Source organism: Streptomyces melanosporofaciens, assembly GCF_900105695.1.
GTDB classification, from domain to species: domain Bacteria; phylum Actinomycetota; class Actinomycetes; order Streptomycetales; family Streptomycetaceae; genus Streptomyces; species Streptomyces antimycoticus.
In genome coordinates, this window is record NZ_FNST01000002.1 from 6,051,686 (window position 1) to 6,072,537 (window position 20,852).

Here is a 20,852-nt window from a genome sequence, read left to right on the forward strand (position 1 = left end):
CGGTGAGCACTGGGCCGGGCGCCTGTACATGCGGGAAATCTCGCTGCGCTGCGACCGGCACCTGGTGAACACCCGGGTCACGCCCAACCAGCTCACGTATCTGATGACCGTCTTCGGCGCCCTCGCCGCCCCGGCCCTGCTGGTGCCGGGGATCGCGGGCGCCGTGCTCGGGTGCTGATGGTGCAGCTCTACCTGCTGCTGGACTGCGTCGACGGCGAGATAGCCCGCTGGAAGAAGCAGTTCTCGCTGGGCGGTGTGTACCTGGACCGGGTCGGTGCCTACCTGTGCGACGCCGCGGTGCTCGTCGGCTTCGGTCTGCGCGCCGCCGACCTGTGGGGCCCCGGGCGGATCGACTGGCTGTGGGCGTTCCTCGGCACCCTCGCCGCGCTCGGTGCCATCCTGATCAAGGCCGAGACCGATCTCGTCGGGGTCGCCCGGCACCAGGGCGGTCTGCCGCCGGTCAAGGAGGCGGCCGCCGAGCCGCGCTCGTCCGGTGTGGCGCTGGCCCGCAGGGCGGCCGCGGCGCTGAAGTTCCACCGGCTGGTCCTCGGGGTCGAGGCGTCGCTGCTCATCCTGGTGCTGGCGATCGTGGACCAGGTGCGCGGGGACCTGTTCCTCACCCGGCTGGGAGTCGCCGTACTGGCCGGTATCGCCCTGCTGCAAACCCTGCTCCACCTCGTGTCCATCCTCGCGTCGAGCAGGCTCAAGTGAGCATGAGCGCCATGAAGGTCGGAGCGGTCGTCCTCACGATGGGCAATCGCCCCGAGGAGCTGCGCGAACTCCTCGACTCGGTCGCCAAGCAGGACGGCGACCCGGTCGAGGTGGTCGTCGTGGGCAACGGCTCGCCGCTGCCCGCGCTCCCCGAGGGCGTCCGGACCGTCGAGCTGCCCGAGAACGTGGGCATCCCGGCGGGCCGCAATGTCGGCATCGAGGCGTTCGGGCCCAGCGGCTCGGACGTCGATGTACTGCTCTTCCTTGATGACGACGGGCTGCTGCCGGGCACCGACACGGCCGAGCTGTGCCGCCGGGCGTTCGCCGATGATCCGGAGCTGGGCATCATCTCGTTCCGCATCGCCGACCCCGACACCGGCGTCACCCAGCGTCGCCATGTGCCTCGGCTGCGTGCCTCCGACCCGCTGCGGTCCTCCCGGGTGACCACCTTCCTGGGCGGGGCCAACGCGGTCCGTACCACGGTGTTCCAGCAGGTCGGGGGGTTGCCGGACGACTTCTTCTACGCGCATGAGGAGACCGATCTGGCCTGGCGGGCGCTGGATGCCGGCTGGATGATCGATTACCGGTCGGACATGGTGCTGCACCATCCGACCACCGCACCGAGCAGGCACGCGGTCTACCACCGGATGGTGGCCCGCAACCGGGTCTGGCTGGCCCGGCGTAACCTTCCTGCGCTGCTCGTGCCCGTCTATCTGGGCGTCTGGCTGCTGCTCACACTGGCCAGGCGTCCGTCGAAAACCGCACTTCGGGCCTGGTTCGGGGGCTTCAGGGAGGGCTGGAAGACACCGTGTGGTCCCCGCCGACCCATGAAGTGGCGTACGGTATGGCGCCTGACCCGACTGGGCCGACCTCCTGTCATCTGACAAGCTCGTATCGAAGAGCATCGGGCGCGACCCGGGGCGCGGCCCCGCTCAGCGCACCCTGAAGACGAAAGTGTCAACTGTGAGCGAGACTACGCACGACGGTGCGGTAGCCGTGAGTGCCCCGCCATCGGCCGACGACGGCCTGTCCCCGTCCGAGCTGGCGACGAAGTACGGGCTGTCGGTGAGCGGCGCCCGGGTGGGCCTCGGCGATTACCTCCGCCAGATGTGGGGCCGACGTCACTTCATCCTGGCCTTTTCGCAGGCCAAGCTCACCGCGCAGTACAGCCAGGCCAAGCTGGGCCAGCTGTGGCAGGTGGCGACGCCGCTCCTCAACGCGCTGGTGTACTACCTCATCTTCGGGTTGCTGCTGAGCACCAGCCGCGGCATGCCGCATGAGGTGTTCATTCCGTTCCTCGTGACGGGTGTCTTCGTCTTCACCTTCACGCAGAACTCGGTCCTCGCCGGTGTGAGGTCCATCTCGGGCAATCTGGGCCTGGTCAGGGCCCTGCACTTCCCGCGCGCCTCGCTGCCGATCTCGTTCTCGCTCCAGCAGCTTCAGCAGCTGCTGTTCTCGATGATCGTGCTGGTCGTCATCATGGTCGGCTTCGGCAGCTACCCCGGTCTGTCGTGGCTGCTGGTGATCCCGGCGCTGGCGCTCCAGTTCGTGTTCAACACCGGCCTCTCGCTGATCGTCGCCCGGATGGGCGCCAAGACGCCCGACCTCGCGCAGCTGATGCCGTTCGTGCTGCGGACGTGGATGTACGCGTCCGGGGTGATGTTCAGCATCCCGCACATGCTGGCGGAGAAGGACGTGCCCGGGTGGGTCACCGACGTCCTTCAGTGGAACCCGGCGGCCGTCTATATGGACCTCATCCGGTACGCGCTGATCGACGGGTACTCCGCGTCGAACCTGCCGGATCACGTCTGGGCCTTCGCGCTCGGCTGGGCGGTCCTGGCCGGCTCGGCGGGCTTCGTATATTTCTGGAAGGCGGAGGAGCAGTACGGCCGTGGCTGAACAGACACTCGAAACCGTCGAGCGGGCGACGCCCGCTGAGGCCCGTGTGCCCACCGTCGTCGCCGACGACGTCCATATCGTCTACCGCGTCAACGGCGGCCCCAAGGGGCGCGGCAGCGCCACCGCCGCCCTGAGCCGCATACTGCGCCGCAAGGGCTCTCCCGGTATGCGCGAGGTGCACGCCGTGCGCGGGGTCACCTTCGTGGCGTACAAGGGCGAGTCGATCGGCCTGATCGGGTCCAACGGCTCCGGTAAGTCGACCCTGCTCAAGGCCGTCGCGGGGCTGCTGCCCACCGAGCGCGGCAGCGTCTACACCGATGGCCAGCCGTCGCTGCTCGGTGTGAACGCGGCGCTGATGAACGACCTCACCGGTGAGCGGAACGTCATACTCGGCGGTCTGGCCATGGGCATGTCGCGTGAGCAGGTCCGGGAGCGCTATCAGGACATCGTGGACTTCTCGGGCATCAACGAGAAGGGCGACTTCATCACCCTGCCGATGCGCACGTACTCCTCCGGTATGGCGGCCCGGCTGCGCTTCTCCATCGCCGCGGCCAAGGACCACGATGTGCTGATGATCGACGAGGCGCTGGCCACCGGCGACAGGAAGTTCCAGAAGCGCTCCGAGGCCCGTATTCGCGAGCTTCGCCAGGAGGCCGGCACGGTCTTCCTCGTCAGCCACAACAACAAGTCGATCCGGGACACCTGTGACCGGGTGCTGTGGCTGGAGAAGGGCGAGCTGCTGATGGACGGCCCGACCGACGAGGTCATCAAGGCGTACGAGAAGGAGACCGGCAAGTAGCCGCTCCGGGAACAGCGCCTCCATAAAGCATCAGGCCCCGCCGGGCAACCCGGCGGGGCCTTGTTGTCCACAAGCGGACCACCTACCCCGGATCGGGAATGGGTGTGGTCGCATGGCACGTTGGGCACGGCAACGGGGGAATCTGCACGGGGGGCTAACGGGGTGGCCAAGAACAGGGCCGTGGGCGGAAGCAGCCATGCCGAGAGGGTGTTCCGCGTGCAGCGGGCCTTCACCCAGCTCGGCGGACGGGCCCATGGGCCCGGGGCGCTGGCCAGAGCGGCGGAGCTGGACGATTCGACCGTGTACCGGATTCTGCAGTCCGGGGTGCACCAGGGCATCTTCGTCCGCGAGGGCCGGGGGCTGTACCGGCTGGGCTCGGCCGCCCCGCAGCTCGGTCTCAAGGCGCTGGCCCACTCGCCCGCGCCGGACGCGGCCCACGCCCTGCTGGAGGCGCTGCGCCGGGCCACCGGGGGGCTGGCCTTCCTCTATCTGCTGGCGCCGTTCGGCGGCGCCCACCGGCAGTGCGCCGATATGGCCGTCGGCGACTCCGATCTGACGGAGCTGGGGATGACGCCGCGGGCGGTGCAGACCGTCGAGCACTCGCTGCGGGTGGGCGCCGCGGGGCGGGCGATCCTGGCGTATCTCCCGGAGACGATCCAGTCGGAGGTGCTGGACCGGCCGGTGCCCACCGAGGCCGGTCCCGGGGCCTTCCGGGACGATGTGCGGCTCCTCGCCTCGCTGGACCGGATCAGGGCGCGGGGCTACGCGCTGGGCCACGAGGAGTGCGCGGCGGGGTGGAACGAGTGTGCGGCGCCGGTCACCTGGGACGGGCTGGTGATGGGCTCGGTGCTGGTGATGAAGCCCAAACAGGTCATGACGCGGTGTCCGGTGACCGTCATCGGGGCGGTGGAGCAGACGGCGGCGGCGCTGGCCGATCTGGGGCGTGGGCAACCCGCCACCCCGGATGGAAACGATTCGAGAATGAAGTAAATTTAAGGTAACAGGAGTAAATGTGAAGCGCATTCCCCACGCTTCACCAGGTCTTTCTCGCGAGGCGAGAAAGGGTCGGAAATCCTTGACTCGTATGGGCGTGCGGCCGCAATAATCAAGAGGGCAATCAAGTCTGATTCTTGCATGAGCGGCGGCTCGACGCGCCGCACACTAGGGGGAAATGTCACCGTGTCCGACAGGGGCGGTCTTGCCGTCGTGCCCGATATTCCGGTGCCCAACTGGTCGCGGGAGCTGGAGCGTGTGCCGTTGTTATCGGCCAGGGAGGCCCAGGCGTTTGCGCTGCTCGGCGCCGGCTGGTCCAACCGCCGTATCGCGCTGCGGCTGCAGGTGACCGAGCGCACGGTGAAGGCGCATGTGGCCTCAATACTCGCGAAACTGCAGGTGGAATCGCGGCTACAGGCCGGCCTCGTCGCCCTCAGCTACCGGCACCTGTACCAAAGTACAGTTCCCGGGAGGATCGTGGCCGGTTAGCGTTGCCGCTGTCTGTCCGTTTATCCGTCGGCCGGATATCGACGTGAGCCAATCTGTCGCACAGCAAACGCGCCGTCATAGGAAAGGTATTCATGACTGACCGTTCCGGCCCGAGCGGAATGAACCCCGTGTGGACGCTGGTGGTGTCCGGACTCACCGTCTTCATGGCCGCCTTGGACAACCTCGTCGTCATCACCGCGCTGCCCGCCATCCAGAAGGACCTGGGCACCAGCCTCCAGGACCTGGAGTGGACGGTGAACGGCTACACCCTCACCTTCTCGGTCTTCCTGATGGCCGGTGCGGCCGCCGGGGACCGGTTCGGGCGCCGCCGGGTGTTCCTGGCCGGCCTCGTCGTCTTCACCGGGGCCTCCGCCGCCGCGGCGCTGTCCGGCAGCGCGGACGCCCTGATCGCCGCCCGGGCCGTACAGGGCCTCGGGGCGGCCGTGGTGATGCCGCTGACGCTGACGCTGCTGACGGTCGCCGTCCCCGAGCGCCGGCGCGGTCTCGCGCTGGGCGTCTGGGGCGCCCTCAGCGGGCTCGCGGTCGCGCTCGGCCCGCTGATCGGCGGGGCCGTGGTGGAGAAGATCTCCTGGGAGTGGATCTTCTGGGTCAATGTGCCGATCGGCGTGCTGGTGCTGGTGCTCGGCCTCTGGAAGCTGGCCGAGTCCACCCGCCCGGACACCTCGCTCGACCCGGTGGGCACCGTCCTGGTCAGCCTCGGGGTGTTCGGCGTGGTCTACGCGCTGGTGTCCACCACCGAACACGGCTGGTCCAGCGGCCGGGTGATCGGCTTCCTGGCCGGCGGCCTCGTGGTCCTCGCGCTCTTCGTCGGCTGGGAGCTGCGCACCGCCGAACCCATGCTGCCGATGCGGCTGTTCCGCAACCGCGCGTTCAGCGCGGTCAACGCGGCCAGTCTGCTGATGTTCGCGGCCATGTTCGGACTGGTCTTCCTGCTCACTCAGTTCATGCAGAACATCCAGGGCTTCTCGCCGCTGGAGGCGGGCGTGAAGATGCTGCCGTGGACGGCGATGCCGGTCGTCGTCGCGCCGCTGGCGGCGCTGCTGACCGCCCGGCTCGGCAACCGTCTGGTGGTCGCGGCGGGGTTGCTGTTCGAGGCCGTGGGGCTGGGCTGGCTGGCGTCCGTGGTGAGCGCGGACACCGCCTATGCCGATCAGGTGCCCGGCCTGGTGCTGGGCGGAATCGGCCTCGGGCTGTTCTTCTCGCCCGTCGCGGAAATGGCGATGAGTATCGTCGCACCGCGCGACCAGGGAATAGCCTCGGGCGCCAACAACACGTTCCGGGAGCTCGGCGGCGCACTCGGCGTCGCGGTGCTCACCTCCGTATTCACCACGCTGGGCGGATACGGCTCGCCCCAGGAATTCGTGGACGGGTTGCGGCCCGCCGCCTGGATCGGCGCCGGAATCGCCGCCCTCGGCTGTCTGGCCATTCTCACGGCACCGCGCGGCCGCACCGTATCCGGCGAAACGAAGGTGATTTCTTCGGGTGCCGCCGAAGATTCATACCCGGGAAACCTTCCGAGTCGGTCGCGCAACTAAATTCGACAGAGCGAAGACAGAGCGAAAAAGATGATCCACCGGTCCCCGGACCCCGGGTGACCGTTGGGTATGGGGGTCGCTATGTACGACGTCATTGTGGTAGGAGCGCGCATCAGTGGGGCATCGACGGCGATGCTCCTGGCACGAGCGGGATACCGAGTCCTTCTCCTCGACCGGGCCAAATTCCCCGGCGGCAAGGGGGCCGCCACAAATCTGGTCCACCCCCGGGAATTCTCCGGCTGAAGCGCTGGGGACTGCTGGACGAGGTGGCGGCCACCGGCTGCCCGCCCATCCACTCCTACGGTCTGCAGAGCGGCCCCGTCCAGCTGATGGCCAAGCTGCCCGCCGTCGAGGGCGTGGCCGAGGCGTACTCCCCGGAGCGCGCCAAGCTGGACGAGATCCTGCTCGAGGCCGCCGTCAAGGCCGGGGCGGAGCTGCGGGAGCAGGTCGCACTGCGCGAGCTGCTGACGGACGGCCAGGGCACCGTCATCGGCGTCCGGGCCGAGACCGAGGACCGCACCCCCCTCGTCGAGCACGCCCGGCTGGTGGTGGGCGCCGACGGCTCCAACTCCACCGTCGCCCGGCTGGTGGGCGCCGAGAAGTACGACTCCCACCCGGTGCTCAACAAGAGCCACTGGTCGTACTGGGCGGATCTGCCGCACGACGGCAAGGTACGCACCTACCGCCACCGCCATCAGCACGCCTTCACCTGGCCCACCCACGACGGCCTCACCATCGTCGGAGTGGCCCTGCCGGTGGGGGACTTCAAGGCGTCGCCCGACGAGGAGCGCGACGCCACGGTCATCGCCGCCTTCGAGGACGTCGACCCCGAGTTCGCGGCGCGGCTGCGGGAGACCCGGCGCGTCGACAAGTGGATGACCGGCGCGGTCCCCAACTTCCTGCGCCACTGCCACGGTCCGGGCTGGGTCCTGGTCGGCGACGCGGGCTACACCCGCGATCCCATCACCGCCGCCGGCATCACCGACTCGCTGCGCGGTGCCGAACTGCTCGTGGAGGCCGTGGAGCCCGCCCTGTCCGGCGACCGTGACCTCGCCACCGCGCTCGCCGACTACGCCCGGCGCCGCGACGCCCTGGTGAGCGGCCACTTCCGGTACACCCGCGACCACGCCGCGCTCGCCGACTACAACCGCGAGGAGCTGGAGTTCATCCGGGCGATGGCACGCAGCCCGCACCACGGCAGCGGCATGGTCGGGATGTTCGCCACGATCGTCCCGCCCTCCGAGTTCTACTCCCCGGGCAATATCCACGCCCTCTTCGACCACATCCCGCCGGGACCCGAGCCGGGCTGGAAGATCCGGATGGTGCGCTGGCTCGTCCGCGGCGCCCCCCGGCATCTGCCCCCGGCGACCCGGCTCGCCGACCGGCTGATCGCCGCAAACCTCGGGAGCATGGGCACCTTCCTGCTCGACTCCCCGGTCGCCGGCGCCGCCTAGCCCGGCTCGCCCGCGGCACGCCCCCACGGCGCGGCCGCGATCTCACAACACGGCCATCGGCCGCCCACAGCGCCGCGCCACCCGCGCGGGTGGCGCACCTCACGCACCGTCACCACCCCACTCATGGAGGCATCGGCATGTCCAGCAATCCGTCCACAGGCGTCACGACCGCCTTTCTCTTCCCCGGACAAGGCGGCTTCGACGGCGAGGCGCTCCGCCGGGCCAAGGAGCTTCATCCCCAGATCGGCCGGGTCTTCGAGCGGCTCGACGCCGTGACCGAGGAGCTCTACGGCCGCCGGATCTCCGAGGTGCTCTTCGGCGAGCGCAAGGCCGATCTGCGCGATCTGCTCGACAACGACCCCTGGGTCTCCCAGGTCGCCATCTACGGCGCGGGCCTGGCCGCCTACGAGATCCTCGCCGCCCAGGGCGCCACCCCCGACGTCCTGGCCGGGCACAGCCTCGGCGAGATCACCGCCCTGGTGGCGGCCGGGGCCTTCTCGGTCGAGGACGGGGTCCGGATCGTCGCCCGGCGCGTCGCCGTGATCGAGCGGCAGGGCGGTGTCGACGGCCGCATGGTGGCCCTGGCCGCGAGCGCCGAGCGCACCCGCAAGCTGCTGGAGCTGGTGGACGAGCCGCTGCTGGCCGTCGCCACCGAGAACCACGACGAGCAGACCGTGGTCAGCGGCCCCGCCGGAATCCTGGACCGGGTCGTGGCGATCGCCGGACAGCTGGACGTGGGCGCCATCGAGATCGACACCCCCTTCCCCTTCCACACCCCGGCGCTCGCCCCCGCCGCCCCCGAGTTCGCCGCCTACGTACGGAAGTTGGACCAGCATCCGCTGAACCGCCCGGTCTACTCGCCGATCCTGCAGCGCTACTACGAGCCCGGCGATGTGCTCGCCGATCTGCTGGCCGAGCACTTCACCCGGCCGGTGCGGTTCGCCGCGGCCGTACGGCATCTGCGGGAGAGCGGCGCCGAGGTGTTCGTGGAGGCGGGCGGGCGCGCCGCGCTCTCCAAGCTGGTCGCCAAGGTGACCGCCGGCTCCGAGGTGCGGTCGCTGCCCACGCTGGCCCTGACCGGCGGACGGCTCGCGCTCGACGGAACGCTCGAGGCGCTGCGTGAGGCCGGTCTGGCCGCGCCCGAGCGCGGCGGGCTCGCCGAGCTGCTGGCCCCCTCGGTGCCCTCCGACGTCTTCGCGGCGTACTGGAGCGAACGCGGCCACATGGTGCTGGAGCTGGTCCGCACCGAACTGGACGCCTTCCGCAAGTCCGCCGAGGCCGGGCGCCCCGAGCCCGAGCCCGCCGCCGAGCAGACCGCGGAGCCCGAGCCCGCTGTCGAGGCCGCTCCCGAGCCCGCCCCGGCGGCCCCGGCGGCCTCGTCCGCGTCCGGACCGCGGCCGGAGGAGTACGACCGTGAGCGGCTCTTCGACGAGCTGCGGACCCTCTACGCCGAGGCGCTCGAATACCCCGAGGACGTCTTCGAGGACGAGGTGCAGCTCGAGGCCGAGCTGGGAGTCGACTCCGTCAAGCAGGTCGAACTCCTGTCCAGGGTCTCCAGTCGTTACGGACTGCCGCCGCGCGAGTCCGGCTTCCGGCTGGCCACCTACAACACCATGGGCAAGATCACCGACTTTGTGCTGCAGCAGATGAACGACCAGGGGGCCCATGCGCCCGCCTCCGCCACGGGCTGAAGCGCCCACCCCCTCGTCGCAGAAGGAGTCAGTCGTTCCATGAAAGACCTCACGGGGAAGGTGGCCCTGGTCACCGGAGGTTCCAAGGGCGTGGGAAAGGCGATCGCGCGGACCCTCGCGGCCCGCGGCGCCGACATCGTCCTCAACTATTTCCACTCGCACGACCAGGCCAAGCGCACCAGGGACGAACTGGTGGCAAGCGGCGCCCGGGTCCAGCTCGCACGGGCCTCGGTGGCCCGGCAGGAGCAGGTCGACCGGATGTTCGCCGAGATCGAGGAGCGCCACGGGCGGCTGGACATCCTGGTCAACAGCGCCGCCAACGGGGCCCTGCTGCCCCTGGCCGAGGTGACCGACGACGACATCGCCAAGGCCATCGACACCAACTACAAGGGGGGACTGCGCTGCGCCCGCGGCGCGGCCCCGCTGATGGCGCGCACCGGCGGCGGGTCGATCGTCACCGTCTCGGCGCTCGGCGGCTCGCAGATGGTGATGGCCAACTACTCGGCCTGCGCCCCCGCCAAGGCGGCCGCCGAGGCGGCGACCCGTTATCTCGCCGTGGAGTTCGCCCCGCTCGGCATCCGGGTGAACACCGCCTCGGCCGCCATGCTCGAAAGCGATGTCGCGGACAAGTTCCCCCGGGCCCGGGAGATGCAGGAGGTGATCGCCAGGGCGACCCCCTTCGGACGGCTGGGCACCGCCGAGGAGTTCGCCGACGTCGTCGCCTTCCTTGCCTCCGACGCCTCACGGTGGATCACCGGGCAGGTGGTGCTCGCGGACGGGGGACTGACGCTGGGCGCCGCCCTCCTGTCCCCGCCCGCCGCCGCTCCCGTACGGGAAGAGGCCGCACCGGAGCCGGAGCCCGAGCTCCAGCCCGCCGTGGCTCCCGAGCCCGCACGCCCCCAGGCCGCCCCGACCGTCGTCGTCACCGAGGCCGCCGTCACCGAGCCCGTGGACGCCCCCGGCCCCGACCTGCCCCCCGATGTCCCCGACGACGCGATCGCCGTCGTCGGCATGGGCCTGGCGGTCGCCGGGGCGAACAGCCCCGAGGAGTTCTGGAAGCTCCGCACGACCGGTGACGAGCTGTTCGTCAAGATCCCCCGGGACCGCTGGCGGCATGAGAACTTCCACGCCGTCGACACCGCCGCCGAGGACAAGGCGTATGCCGACCGCTGTGTCTTCATCACGGACTTCGAGGCCGCCCCCGGCTCCGTCGACAGCATGGCCGAGGGCGCGGACGACCACGAGCTGACCACCATGTGGCTGCGCCACAGCCTGGTCCAGGCCCTGGACGGGGTGCGCCACCAGGACACCGACCGCTGCTCCTTCGTCGTCGGCTACACCCCCGACGGCAGCCAGCACCTCGAAGAGGCCGGGGTGCTGGACAGCGTCACCCGGATGACGCAGGACATCCTCCGGGACCTGCCGCTGGAGGACGGCGAGCGCACCACCCTCGGCGGCGACATCGAAGCGGCCCTGGCCCGCCGCTACTGGCGGGCCGGCCAGGACCGCTCGCGCTTTCTGCCGCACCGCGTCGGCGAGCTGGCGATGCGCGGTCTGCTGCCGCCCTCGACCGAGCTGCACATGGTGGACACCGCCTGCTCCTCCTCCCTGTACGCGATCGACATCGCCGCCAAGGGCCTGCTCATGGGCAAGCAGGACATCGCCGTCTGCGGCGGCGCCTTCGCGCTCGCGCCGCGCGGCACCGTGCTCTTCTCCAAGCTCCAGGGGCTCTCCAAGCGCGGTGAGGTGCACGCGCTGGACGAGGACGCCGACGGGGTGATCTTCGCCGACGGCGCCGCCCTGGTCGTCCTCAAGCGACTGAGCCGGGCGCGGGCCGACGGGGACGAGGTGCTCGGGGTGCTCCGGGCGTTCGGCTCGTCCTCCGACGGCAAGGGCAAGGCCATCTACGCGCCCAACGCCGCGGGTCAGAGCCTGGCGGTCCGGCGCGCCCTGGAGGCGGGCGAGGTCGAGGGCGATGCGGTGAGCTGGGTCAACGCCCACGCCACCGGCACCCCGGCCGGTGACCTCGCCGAGTTCACCACGCTGCGGGAGTACTACGGCACCGCCGGACCGGCCGCGGTCACCTCCAACAAGTCCCTGATCGGCCACACCGGCTGGGCGGCGGGCGTGGTCTCGCTCATCGAGAACCTGCTGGGCCTGGCCGAGCACACCATCCCCGGTCAGTTCCGCTTCTCCCGACCTCGCGAGGACTTCCGGCTCGACGAGACCGGACTGGAGATCACCCCCGAGCACAAGGAGTGGCCGGAAAAGCCGGAGGGCCCGCGGCTGGCCGCGGTGTCCGGTTTCGGCTTCGGCGGCACCAACGCCCATCTGATCGTCTCCGAGCACCGGCCGCGCCCCGCCGCCGGGAACGCCGCCGTCACCGACCGGGCCCCGGCGACCGTCACCAAGGTCCCCGACCCCGGCAGCCGGGTGGCGATCGTCGGCTGGTCGGCCCATCTGCCGGGGCTGGCGGGCCGCGAGGAGGTCACTCGCTGGCTGGGCGGCGGTCCGCGCCCCCGCGACAGCTTCGGCGAGGAATACCCGGCGCCGCCGTTCAACAAGGTCCGGCTGCCTCCCAAGACCATCCGGGCCCTGGACCGCTGCCAGCTGATGATCGTGGAGTGCGCCCATCAACTCCGGGACCAGATGCCGGACTTCTGGCAGGAGCGGGCGCTCAAGACCGGGGTGTTCGTCGGCCATATGGGCCCGACCCGCGCCGCGATGCTCTACGCCAACCGCTGCTATCTCGACGACATCGCCGAGGCCCTCGGCGAGCTGGGCTCCGATGCGCTGCCGGGCGTCCTGGAGCGGCTCGGCGGCCGCGTACGCGACATGATCCCGGCCTCCAACGAGGACTCCTTCCCCGGCCAGATGCCCAACATCATCTCGGCCCGGGTGGCGAACTACTTCGACCTCAACGGCCCCAACATGACGATGGACTCCGGATTCGCCTCCGCCGTCTCCTCCATCACCTCCGCGGGCCGCTATCTGCGCACCGGGGAGCTCGACTTCGCGCTCGCGGGCGGGATCAACGGCAACAGCCTCCCGGAGTACCGGACGCTGATCGGCGAGCTGCTGCCCCCGGAGGCCGAGGAACTCGCCGAGGGCGCCTTCCTGTTCGCCCTGACCACCGAGGAGCGGGCCCGTGCCGCGGGGCTCGAGGTGCTCGCGTACGTGGACGAGCCGCTCGGTGCCGTCGAGGCGGGGCGCGGCGAGGCCGCTCCGGACGAGATCCTGCTGTGCGGCGCGCCCGCCCCCGAGCACGCCCGCTATCTGGGCGCGGCCGGTGGTCTCGCCGTCCTCAAGGCGCTGCACCGGCCCTCGGGGAGCGTGGAGATCGCCACCGACGAGAGCGAGGGCGCCGCCGGGGCCCGGCTCCGGCTGACCATCCCGGGGACCGGTGACGACGCCGGGCCCGGCCCCGCCGAGGCGGCCCCGGCCGCGCTGCCCGCCGCGTTCGCCACCGACGGACGGCTCGCGGACGGCACCCCCGTACGGGTCCGCCGCCAGGTGCCCGTCCTTGCCGAACTGCCCGCGCGCACCGTGCGCGAGCGCACCCCGTTCCTCCCCGCGGGCGCGGTGGTGCTCACCGACGCGCCCGAACTGCTCGCCGGTGCCGTGCCGCCCGAGGCGGACCTCACCGTCCTGTCCACGGCGCCGCTCAAGGCCGAGCGCCCCGGCTGGCACCATCTGCCCGAGGTCACCGAGGAGTCGGTCCGCCGGGCCCTGGCCGGTGCGGGCCCCGGGGCCACCCACCTCAGGGTGGTCGCCGACCTCGGCCGGGCGCCCACGGACGGCCCCGCGCCCGGCCTCACCGCCCTGCACGACGCCGCCTACCTGACGCTCCAGCACGCCTACGACGACCTGGCCGACCCCGGCTCCTCGGCCGTGGCGCTGCTGCTGGACGCCGCGCCCGGCGGCACCCCGCATCCGTGCACCGGGCTCTTCACCGGGCTGTGGAAGACCGCGGCCCTGGAGCGCGACGCCTGCCTCGCCTTCACGCTGTGCACCTCCGCCACCGACCTCACCGAGGCCATCGCCCGGGCCGAGGAGGAGAGCGCGAACGAGCGGGTCTTCCCCGCGGTGTTCGACATCGACGGCGTGCGGAAGAGCCATCTGCTCTCCGACGAGCCGGCCGCCCCGGGCGAGGGGGTGCCTGCCGTCCTCGGCCCGGACTCCGTCGTGGTGGTCGCCGGAGGCGCCCGGGGCATCACCGCCGAGGTGGTCAAGGCGGTCGCCGAGCACTTCCGGCCCCGGATCTACGTCCTCGGCAGCAACTCCCTGGACGGCTGGCCGCCGGAGACCTATGAGGGCACCGACGAGGAGTTCGCCGCCCGCCGCGCCGGCTACATCAAGGCGGAGATCGCCCGGCGCGACGGCCGCACCGTCGCCGACATCAACCGTGCCTTCGACCGCATGGTCAACGCCCGCTGGGCGAAGCGGAACCTGGACGAGATGGCCGCCCACAGCGGTCCCGGCCGGGTCACCTACCTCGCCTGTGACATGCGTGACGGCGAGGCGGTGGACGGGGCGATCGGCCGGGTCCTGGCCGAGCAGGGGCGGATCGACCTGCTGGTCAACGCCGCCGGGCTGCAGCGCTCGGGGCTGATCAAGGACAAGAGCTTCGCCGAGTTCACCGCCATCCGCGATCTGAAGCTGGACTCCTACCTCCACCTCAAGCGCGCCCTGCGCACCGCGCCGCCCCGGCTGTGGTGCAACTTCGGCTCGCTGCTGGGCTACTTCGGACAGCTCGGGGAGGCCGACTACGCCGCGGCCAACGACTTCCTGGCCGCCGCCGCGACCCACACCCGGGCCACCGAGCCGCGGACGGACGAGTTCACCATCGGCTGGACGCTGTGGGAAGGCGTCGGCATGGGCGCCAACGAGCTGACCAAGGCGTACTACGAACGCGCCGGGTCGTACAGCAACATGGCCATCGCCGAGGGCATCCACCACTTCGTCCAGGAGCTGCACGCCCCCGTGCGGCGCCCCTCCGTCGTCCACCTCGGCGACGCCGAGCGCGCCACCGTGGAGCGCTTCTACCCCGGCTATCTGGCCACCACGGGCGAGGCGGAGCGGCCCGGGTTCTTCCTGCGCCGGCTGCTGGAGTCCGATGAGCGGTCGGTGGTCTACGAATGCGCCTTCGACCTGGAGACCGACGGCTATCTCGAACACCACACGGTGCGCGGCGAGGCCACCCTGCCGGGCACGTTCGTCACCGAACTGGCCGCCGAGGCCGCCCGCGCCCTGGTCCCCGGCAAGCGGGTGATCGCCTTCGAGGATCTGCGCTTCGAGCACTTCCTGCGGGTCTACCGCGACCTTGCGGCCGGACCGCGGCGCATCCGCGCCGAGCTGGTCGACAGCCCCGGCGAGGTGACCGTCGTCCAGGTGCGGATCACCGAGGACGTGGTGGCGCCCAGCGGTGTGGTCCTGGTCAAGGACCGCGTCCACTTCCTGGCCCGGGTGCTGCTGGACACCGAGGCGCCCACCGCGCCGCGCTGGGAGGAGTGGCCGGCGGGGGAGGAGACCCCGGTCCCCGACCCGTACCACCAGCCCGGCTCCCCGGTGCGGCTGACCGGCCCCTTCGTCTCCACCACCGACACCCGGATCCACTCCCGCGGCAAGCGCGCCCGCTACGCACCCGACATTCCGGCCGGCGACCCGGTGTGGTCCCGGTTCACCGTGCCGTCCATCCTGCTCGACGGGCTGGCCCGGGTGGGGGTGCTGGATCTGATCGACGGGCACGACGGGCATCTGGTGCCGGTGGCGGCGCCGCTGTCGATCCGCCGGATCGATCTGTACGAGGAGATCAGCGACCACGAGCTGGCCGCCTCCGGGGAGGCCGTCGACCTCTTCGTCACCCCGCCCGGCTTCGATCTGACGGCCGACGCCATCAGCAACCGCTTCGTCGCCGTACGTCCCGACGGCCGGATGCTCCTGCAGATGAAGGACATGCGGGCCACCCTCATCGGCTACATCGACGCCGAGACCGGCGAGGCCGTCCCCCTCGAACAGGCAGCAGCGGGGGAGGGCCGGATATGACCGTGGCCGAGGACGGCTCGCCGGTCCAGCCGGTGACCCGGATGGTGTGGCGGCTCACCGAGCTGCCGCGCCCCGCCGGGCCGCACCCCCGGCTCGCCGGGATACGGGTGCTGCTGATCGGCGGCGAGGAGGACATCGCCGCCGGTGTGGAGCGCGAACTGAAGGAACACGGCGCGCTGGTGCGCCGGGAGCCGGACGGCCCCGGCCCGGTGGATGCCATCGTCGACCTCACCGTGGGCCGGGCCCACGACCCGGACCCCGCCGCCTTCGCCGGGGCCTGGCGGGAGGCGCTGACCGAGACCGTGACCGCGCTGCGCGGCGTCTACGACGACTGGGCGGCGGAGACCACCGCGGACCGGCTCTTCTATCTCGCCGTCAGCTATCTCGGCGGCGGGATGGGCCGGCATCCGCGGGACGGCCTGGAGCAGCCCCTGGGCGGCATCTGGGCGGGGCTCGCCAAGACCCTGCACCGGGAGTTCCCCAATGTGAACGCCCGCGTCGTCGACATCGACCTGGCCGCCTCCGCCGATCTGCCCGGCATCGTCGCCGCCGAGCTCGGCCGCACCGGCGAGATCGAGGTCGGCCACCGGGACGGCCGCCGGTTCACCCTCACCCCCGAGGACCGGCCCGTGGCCGCGCCCGTCCTCACCCTCGGCCCCGAGGACACCGTGCTGATCTCCGGCGGCGGCCGGGGCATCGGCTGGGAGCTGGCCCGCTCACTGGCCGCCCGGCACGGCGTACGGGTCGTGGTGACCGGCCGGGAGCCGTTCCCGAGCGGGGACGAGCCCTGGTTCGGCGTCGACGAGGCCGGGTGGAAGCGGTACGAGAAGGAGGTCTGGGCGGGCCGTACGAAGGGCGAGTCGCCCGCGAGGACCCGGGCCCGGCTCGCCCGCACCCGCCGCCTGTGGGAGCTCGCCACCCATCTGACCCGCGCCCGGCGGGAGGGGCTGCGCATCGAGTACGCGCGCTGCGACTTCACCGACCGCGCCCAGGTGCGCGAGCTCATCCGGCGCGAGGACGCGCTGGAGGGCGGCAGGCTCGCCGGAGTGGTGCACAACGCCGGAGTGGACACCTCCGCCCGGCTGCCGAAGAAGACCGACGAGGAGATCCTGCGCACCGTCGAGGTCAAGATCGAGGGCTTCCTCAACGTCTTCGAGGAGGTGCGCGACCGCGACCTGAAGTTCTTCTGCAGCGTCGGCTCCCTCACCGGACGCCTCGGCGGCATGGTCGGCCAGCTCGAATACGCCGCGGCCAACGACGGGCTGGCCCGGCTCGGCCAGTGGGCCGCCCGCCGGGCCGCGTTCCCCGTGATGACCCTCGCCTGGCCCACCTGGGACCGCATCGGGCTGATCGCCAACTTCGCCGCCACCCTGCGCTATATGGCCGCGATCGACGTGGCGGACGGGCTGGAGCGCTGGCGGGCCGAACTGCTGGGGGCCTCCGAGGGCGAGGTCACCTTCGTCGGGCCGCTGGGCCAGGCCATCGACCCGGGACAGGCCATCGGCTATCCCGTGGTGCCCGCGCTGCCCGGTTTCGCCACCGCCTATCCGAAGATCTTCCACCTCGGCGAGGTGACCGCCTACCAGCCGCACGCCCAGATGACGGCACGCGTCGTCCTCGACCCCGAACACACCCCCGCGCTCGGCGACTTCCGCCTCGACGGCACCCCCGCGCTGCCGCCCTCCCTCCTGCTGGAGAACGCCGTGCGGGCCGCCGAATGGATCGTCCCGGAGGACTTCCCGGCGCTCACGGCCGGTCTCCTGGAAAAGATCGTGGTGCCGCTGTCGCTGCTGCGCCAAGACGGCCCCGCGATCCGGCTGGTCCGCGAGGCCCGCGGCTTCCACGAGGGGCACAACTGGATCGTCGAGGTCCGCTACCGCCGGGAGGGGGCCGGGGACGGCCCCGAGGCGAACCTGCGCATCGTCCACGAGACCGGCGCGCCCCGGCCGCCCGCCCCGCCGAGCCCCGCCGTCCAGCAGACCACCACCCTCCGCTCCGGGCCGCCGTTCCTGCACTGGCGCGGCGCCGTGGTGCCGCTCTGCGCATGGGAGGTGGAGCCTTCGGGCCGACTGGTGGCCGAGGTCCCGCGCTGCCTGCCGGCCGACCTGTGGGCGACGCCCCTCGTGCCCGGGACGGCCCTGCCGGTCGCCGCGCTGGAGAACGTGGTGCGGCGGTGCGCCACCCAGGGCGACGGGCTCTCGGTCACCGCCGACCCACTGGTCCTCGGCCGCATCACACCGCACTCCGCCGAGCGCGGACCCACCCGTATCGAGGGCGATCCCTCGCTCGGCGTCTGGCGGATCACCGACGCAGACTCCGGAGACCCCGTGGCGACCGTCTCGGGACTCTCCGGCCCGCTGGGAAACACCACGGAATAGAAAGGGAACCCCATGTCCACTCCCGAACAGAACAAGGCCGTCCTCGAGCGCTACTACGAGCAGTGCCTCAACAAGGGCAATCTGGACGTCATCTACGAGGGCGCCACCGAGGACCACATCAGCCACGGCACCGCCGAGAACGGCAAGGAAGGCGTGGAGCACCTGAAGGAGTGGGTGCGGCTGCAGCGCGCCTCCTTCCCCGACCTCCAGGTCACCGTGAACGACTGGATCCTGGACGGGAACAAGGTCGTCAGCCGGTTCACCGCCCGCGGCACCCACACCGGCGACCCCTACGCGGGCATCATCCCGGCGCAGGGCCGCGCGCTGGAGATCCCCGGCATCGTCATCGACGAGTTCAACGACGAGGGCAAGATCGTGGAGAGCTGGTTCTCCATGGACAGCTACGACCTCGCCACCCAGCTCGGGGCGTTCGACGCGCCCCCCGCGTGACCGGCCGCTCGCCGGCCCCGGGCGCCGGGGCCGGCCTCCCGGTCCTCATCACCGGCTGCTCCTCCGGAATCGGCCGCGCGTGCGCGCTGCGGCTGCACCGGGCCGGGCATGCCGTATACGCCACCGCGCGGCGGCCCGAGACCCTCGATGAGCTCGCGGGCTTAAGCATCCGCACCCTGGCGCTGGATGTCACCGACGAGGAGTCCATGGCCACCGCGGTCGCCAAGGTCGAGGCGGCGCACGGCGCGGTCGGGGCACTGGTCAACAGCGCCGGCTACGCCATGTCGGGCTGTATCGAGGAAGCCTCCATGGCCGAGGTGCGCGAACAGTTCGAGACCAATGTGTACGGACTGGTCCGGCTCAGCCAGCTGGTGCTGCCCGCGATGCGCGCCCACGGCGGCGGCACCATCGTCAACATCTCCTCCATCTTCGGCCGTTACGCCGTCCCCGGCTCGGGCTTCTACAACGCCACCAAGCACGCCGTGGAGGCGCTCAGCGACTCCCTGCGCAACGAGGTGGCCGACTTCGGGGTGCGGGTGGTCCTCGTCGAGCCGGGACCGGTGCGCACCACCCGCTTCGGCGCCACCTACGTCGCCAATCTGCGGCCGGTGAGCCGGACGTACGAGACCTTCCGCCGGGAGAGCGCCGAGTACTTCGAGGCGATCTACACCGGCAGCCGCCGGACCCTGGCCGGCACCTTCGCGATCCAGTCCGACGACGTGGCCCGGCGAGTGGCGAAGGTGGTGGCGAAGGGCGCCCGCGGCTCCCGGCCGCGCGCCCGCTACCCCGTCGGACTCCTCGCCCACAGCACGATCGCCCTGCGGCGCCTCGCGCCCGACGCCCTTTTCGACCATCTCTTCGTGCGCCGCCTCTTTCCGGTGCCCCGCGGGCCGCGGCCGCGAAAGCAAGGAGACCACCGATGACCACAGCGACCTCCGCACCGCGCCTGGCACCCGGCCCCAAGGGCGTCCCGCTGATGGGCAGTCTGGGCCCCTGGAAGCGGAACACCGCCGCATTCCTGCTCGGTCTGCAGCGCGACCACGGCGAGATCGTCCGGATGCGGCTCGGCCCCTTCCTGGTGCACCAGGTGACCGAGCCCGAGGCGGTGCGCCGGGTGCTGGTGGAGAACAACGGCAACTACGTCCGCGGCCCGCTCTACGAGCAGTTCGGCGTGGTCATGGGCAAGGGACTGCTCACCACCGACGGCGAGTTCTGGCGTGCCCACCGGCGGGCGGTGCAGCCGGTCTTCCTCAAGAACGCCATCACCGACATCATCCCCAACATCATCCGGGCCACCGAGGAGATGCTGGAGACCTGGGAGGCGAAGGCCGCCGCCGGTGAGCCGGTCGACCTGATGACCGACATGCTGCGGCTGACCCTGATCACCCTCAGCCGCTCGCTGTTCGCCTACGACATCAAGCCGGACTCGGCCATGCTCAAGACGATCGTGGACGATGTGGTGGAGGTGATGTTCCGGCGCGGCACCGCCACCGAGATGCTGCCCTCGTGGGTGCCGACGGACCGTCAGCGCAAGATCCTCAGGATCCACCGGGTCTTCGACCGCATCGTGGCCGATGTGCGCCGCAGCTACGCGGAGACGGGGGAGGGGCCGCTGATCGCGCTGATGGAGCAGGCCACCGACCCGGCCACCGGTGAGCCCTGGACCGATCAGCAGATCAAGGACGAGCTGCTCACCGTCTATCTGGCCGGCCATGAGACCACCGCCGTCTCCCTGTGCTGGACGCTGCTGTCGATCGCCGGCCACCCCGGGGTCCAGGAGGAGCTGGACGCCGAGATCGCCACGGTGCTCGGGGGCGGGCTGCCGGACGTGGCGAGCGCCGAGTCGCTCACGTACACCAAGATGGTCGTCGACGAGAGCCTGCGGATGCACCCGCCCATCTGGATCTTCCCCCGGGCGGCGGTCAACGCGGACACTCTCGGCGGCTATGACGTCGAACCGGGCTCCTCGGTGCTGCTGTCCCCGCTGGTCTCCCACCACAACCCGCGCCACTGGGACAACCCGCTGGCCTTCGACCCGTACCGGTTCACCCCGCAGGCCATCAAGGAGCGGCCGCGGATGGCGTACCTCCCGTTCGGCTCGGGGCCCCGGCAGTGCGTCGGCAACTTCATGGCGCTGCTGGAGCTGCGCATCATCGTGGCCATGGTGAACCAGCGCTTCCGGATCAGCCGGATCCCGGGGACCGAGCTGAGGTACGGCTCGCCGGTGATCTCGCTGCGGCCGCTGCAGAACGTGATGGTGACGGTGACCCCGCGCGAGCGGAGCACCGCCGGGCCCCGCGCGTCCCGGCGGACCGCCCCCGCCGGACCCGCCGCCTGCCCCCACCACCCGTAGGCCCGTCCGTCACCCGGATCCGGCCCGACCCACC

14 protein-coding genes and 1 pseudogene are annotated in these 20,852 nt (G+C 71.4%); all 15 read left to right on the forward strand.

Annotated features, from left to right (window positions below; translation table 11 throughout):
* Positions 1 to 28 precede the first annotated feature (28 nt).
* The 15 genes and pseudogenes from BLV72_RS29040 to BLV72_RS29110 all read left to right on the forward strand — a co-directional run bounded on the left by BLV72_RS29040 (position 29) and on the right by BLV72_RS29110 (position 20,818).
* Positions 29 to 711 (forward strand): annotated as a pseudogene (locus BLV72_RS29040) (CDP-alcohol phosphatidyltransferase family protein).
* A gap of 11 nt (positions 712 to 722) precedes the next feature.
* On the forward strand, positions 723 to 1,595 hold the full coding sequence (locus BLV72_RS29045; protein ID WP_093465940.1) for a glycosyltransferase family 2 protein: 873 nt from the start codon (positions 723 to 725) through the stop codon (positions 1,593 to 1,595).
* Positions 1,596 to 1,674: 79 nt separating this feature from the next.
* Positions 1,675 to 2,610 carry an ABC transporter permease gene (locus tag BLV72_RS29050; RefSeq protein ID WP_093465942.1) on the forward strand — a complete coding sequence of 312 codons (936 nt, stop codon included), beginning with the start codon at positions 1,675 to 1,677 and terminating at the stop codon, positions 2,608 to 2,610.
* Complete coding sequence (locus BLV72_RS29055) at positions 2,603 to 3,409, forward strand: ABC transporter ATP-binding protein (protein WP_093465944.1); 807 nt, start codon at positions 2,603 to 2,605, stop codon at positions 3,407 to 3,409. The genes BLV72_RS29050 and BLV72_RS29055 overlap by 8 nt, the downstream gene beginning before the upstream one ends.
* Before the next feature lie 216 nt (positions 3,410 to 3,625).
* Positions 3,626 to 4,399: an IclR family transcriptional regulator gene (locus BLV72_RS29060; protein ID WP_244321061.1), complete on the forward strand. Its 774-nt coding sequence runs from the start codon at positions 3,626 to 3,628 to the stop codon at positions 4,397 to 4,399.
* A gap of 144 nt (positions 4,400 to 4,543) precedes the next feature.
* Positions 4,544 to 4,891 carry a response regulator transcription factor gene (locus BLV72_RS29065; RefSeq protein ID WP_093465948.1) on the forward strand — a complete coding sequence of 116 codons (348 nt, stop codon included), beginning with the start codon at positions 4,544 to 4,546 and terminating at the stop codon, positions 4,889 to 4,891.
* Between the two features lie 92 nt (positions 4,892 to 4,983).
* Positions 4,984 to 6,447: an MFS transporter gene (locus BLV72_RS29070; protein ID WP_093465950.1), complete on the forward strand. Its 1,464-nt coding sequence runs from the start codon at positions 4,984 to 4,986 to the stop codon at positions 6,445 to 6,447.
* A gap of 81 nt (positions 6,448 to 6,528) precedes the next feature.
* Positions 6,529 to 6,690, forward strand: a complete 162-nt coding sequence (locus BLV72_RS52110; RefSeq protein WP_161559465.1) for an FAD-dependent oxidoreductase — start codon at positions 6,529 to 6,531, stop codon at positions 6,688 to 6,690.
* A gap of 11 nt (positions 6,691 to 6,701) precedes the next feature.
* The gene (locus BLV72_RS29080) at positions 6,702 to 7,901 is read left to right on the forward strand and encodes an NAD(P)/FAD-dependent oxidoreductase (RefSeq protein ID WP_425288538.1); all 1,200 of its coding nucleotides are present in this window, start codon (positions 6,702 to 6,704) and stop codon (positions 7,899 to 7,901) included.
* Between the two features lie 137 nt (positions 7,902 to 8,038).
* A complete protein-coding gene (locus tag BLV72_RS29085; RefSeq protein ID WP_093465956.1) occupies positions 8,039 to 9,592 on the forward strand; it encodes an acyltransferase domain-containing protein in 1,554 nt (517 codons plus the stop codon).
* Positions 9,593 to 9,631: 39 nt separating this feature from the next.
* Positions 9,632 to 15,637 carry an SDR family oxidoreductase gene (locus BLV72_RS29090; protein WP_093465957.1) on the forward strand — a complete coding sequence of 2,002 codons (6,006 nt, stop codon included), beginning with the start codon at positions 9,632 to 9,634 and terminating at the stop codon, positions 15,635 to 15,637.
* Positions 15,634 to 18,015 carry an SDR family NAD(P)-dependent oxidoreductase gene (locus BLV72_RS29095; protein ID WP_093465959.1) on the forward strand — a complete coding sequence of 794 codons (2,382 nt, stop codon included), beginning with the start codon at positions 15,634 to 15,636 and terminating at the stop codon, positions 18,013 to 18,015. Before BLV72_RS29090 ends, BLV72_RS29095 begins: the two co-directional genes overlap by 4 nt.
* Positions 18,016 to 18,027: 12 nt before the next feature.
* Positions 18,028 to 18,465, forward strand: a complete 438-nt coding sequence (locus BLV72_RS29100) for an ester cyclase (protein WP_093465960.1) — start codon at positions 18,028 to 18,030, stop codon at positions 18,463 to 18,465.
* The gene (locus tag BLV72_RS29105; RefSeq protein WP_093465962.1) at positions 18,462 to 19,388 is read left to right on the forward strand and encodes an SDR family NAD(P)-dependent oxidoreductase; all 927 of its coding nucleotides are present in this window, start codon (positions 18,462 to 18,464) and stop codon (positions 19,386 to 19,388) included. The genes BLV72_RS29100 and BLV72_RS29105 overlap by 4 nt, the downstream gene beginning before the upstream one ends.
* Positions 19,385 to 20,818 carry a cytochrome P450 gene (locus tag BLV72_RS29110; protein WP_093465963.1) on the forward strand — a complete coding sequence of 478 codons (1,434 nt, stop codon included), beginning with the start codon at positions 19,385 to 19,387 and terminating at the stop codon, positions 20,816 to 20,818. Before BLV72_RS29105 ends, BLV72_RS29110 begins: the two co-directional genes overlap by 4 nt.
* Positions 20,819 to 20,852: the final 34 nt, after the last annotated feature.